At 72.1% G+C, this 2,539-nt stretch carries 3 protein-coding genes; all 3 read right to left on the bottom strand.

All coding sequences use genetic code 11. The annotated features are described in order from the left end of the window. On the bottom strand, positions 1-793 hold a 793-nt coding region (locus tag ACWF0M_RS38080; protein WP_452240637.1), incomplete at its 3' end, for an APC family permease. A gap of 214 nt (positions 794-1,007) precedes the next feature. After that, on the bottom strand, positions 1,008-1,505 hold the full coding sequence (locus ACWF0M_RS38075; RefSeq protein WP_452240636.1) for a hypothetical protein: 498 nt from the start codon (positions 1,503-1,505) through the stop codon (positions 1,008-1,010). A gap of 555 nt (positions 1,506-2,060) precedes the next feature. Next, on the bottom strand, positions 2,061-2,539 hold a 479-nt coding region (locus ACWF0M_RS38070), incomplete at its 5' end, for a class II fructose-bisphosphate aldolase (RefSeq protein ID WP_452240635.1).

Here is a 2,539-nt window from a genome sequence, read left to right as displayed (position 1 = left end):
TATCTGCGCCGGGGGGGGGGGGGCCCCCGCCCCGCACCCCGGGACCCCCCCAGCCCCCCCCCCCCCGCTCCCCGGCGGCCGCGGGGGGCGCCGCGGTCGACGCGGGGTCGCCGGTCCGGAGCAGTGCCAGCGCGACGGCGAGATAGATGCCGATGGCAATGACCAGCGCGATCAGGATCGCCCGGGGAATGGTTCGCGCCGGCTCCCGGACCTCCTCCCCCATCGTGGCGATCCGCGCGTAGCCGGCGAACGCGAAGAACAACAGTCCCGCCGACTGCAGAACGCCGTACGCCGAGGTGCTGGTCGTCTCGTGATGGTGCGGTGCACCGGTGAAGAGGACGACGAGTACGAGGGCGAGTACGACGAGAGTGCACGTGACGAGGATCCTGGTGAGGCGTGCCGTCCTCGTCACGCCCCGGTAGTTGACGGCCGCCAACGCGAGAACCGCCGCGAGGGCGATCAACCGTCGTAGCCAGTTGTTGTCTGTGACGTAGGTTCCGAACGTCAACGCCATCGCGGCGCACGACGCGGTCTTGCCGATCACGAAACACCAACCGGCGGCGAAGCCCCACCACTTCCCCAGGCGCTCACGCCCGTACACGTACGTACCACCCGACACCGGATAGACGGCCGCCAACTGCGCCGACGACACCGCGTTGCAGTAGGCAACGATCGCCGCCAGCACGAGGCCGATCAGCAGACCGGATCCGGCAGCTTGTGCGGCCGGCGCCCAAACCGCAAACACCCCGGCACCAACCATCGAGCCGAGCCCGATGAGCACCGCATCCCCCACACCCAACCGCCGCGCCAGTGCGGGACCGGTCTGCCGGGAGTCGACGTGCCCCAGACCGGACCGCCCTGGAGTAGATGCCTCCGGGGCGGATTTCCCCGGGGCGGATGTCCCCGGGGCGGGCGTCCCCGGGGCGGGTGTCTTCGGGGCGGGTGTCTTCGGGGCGGGTGTCTTCGGTTGAGCGCCGTGCTCCGGGCCCGGGCGGTCGGCGTTCATCTCAGTTGTCCGCCGCCATCGCCTCCGCGATCTGCGCTTCGGCATCGGCGACGTCCTCCTTGGGGGCTTCGGGGAGCAGGTCCGCCCACAGCGGCAGCATCTCCCGGCGCGCCTCGAGCATGCCGAGCGGGCGCGGGTAGAACCAGACGTGGAAATGGGCCGAACCCTCGCCCCAACGATAGACGTCCACCCGCACGATGTCGCCGAGCGCCAGAATCGCCCGCTCGATGCGTGCACCTCCTACCCACCACCGCCCCCACCCACTGCACCACCGCGCCACCGCCCCACCCACCGCACCACCTGCTGCACCACCGCCCCACCCACCGCACCACCTGCTGCACCATCTGCCCCGCGCTGCCGCCCCGCGCTGCCACACCACCTGCCGCACCATCGCCCCGCGCTGCCACACCACCTGCCGCACCACCTGCCGCACCTCCGGCCCGCGCTGCCACACCACCTGCCACACCACCTGCCGCACCACCGCCCCGCGCTGCACCATCTGCCGCACCACCGCCCCGCGCTGCCGCCCGCCCACCGCACGCCGGACCGCCCACTCCCGCCCTGCCACCTCCCGCCGGGCTCAGCCCAAGACGAGGGGATATCCGTTCGCGTGTTGGGTTCTCCCCTCGCATACCAGGGGAGAACCCCCAACGGGACGGGATATCCCTTCGCGTTGGGGAGGTGTTTGAGGACGGCCGGGCGCCGGAAGGAGGCTGAGGCGTCGGGAGCTGAGGCGCGGGGGGCTGAGACGCGGGGTGATCGCGCGAGGCGGGCGCACGAGGTGATCGCGGGAGGCGGTCACGCACGACGGTCACGGCAGGTGGTCACGCGCGATGGTCACGGGAGGTGGTCGCGGGAGGGGGCGCGCGGTGGTCGCGGGAGGGGTCTCGCGCGACGGTCACGGGAGGTGGTCGCGGGAGGGGGCGCGCGGTGGTCGCGGGAGGGGGTCGCGGGAGGGGGCGCGCGACGGTCACGGGAGCGGGTCACGCGCGACGGTCACGAGAGGGGGTCGCCCGGTGGTCGCGGGAGGTGGTGGGAGGTGGTGGGGTGGGGGTTAGGTTGCGTTCAGGACGCCGAGTAGGCGGGCTACTTCGGTGGCTACGGCGTTGCGGGCGGGGCCTAGGTATTTGCGGGTGTCTACCAGGTTGGGGTTGGCGGCCAGGACCTGGCGGACCTTGTCGGTGAAGACGTTGTTGAGGTGGGTGGCGATGTTGACCTTGGTCATGCCGGCTTCGACCGCGCGGGTGAGGTCGGGGTCTGCGACGCCGGAGGAGCCGTGCAGGACGAGCGGTACGGCGACGGCCTCGTGGAGGCGGGTGATGAGGTCGAAGTCGAGGGTCGCCGTACGCTCGGTCATCGCGTGCGAGGAACCGACCGCGACGGCGAGCGCGTCCACGCCGGTCGCTTCCGCGAAGGCGACGGCCTCGTCCGGACGTGTACGGGCGCCGGGCGCGTGGACGCCGTCCTTCCCGCCGACCTCGCCGATCTCGGCCTCGACGAAGACACCGTGATCGTGGCAGAAGGATGTCACCT

It is taken from the genome of Kribbella sp. NPDC055110, assembly GCF_053607525.1.
The sequence above is the reverse complement of the archived record's forward strand: the minus strand, read 5'-3'. Positions and strand labels throughout refer to the sequence as shown.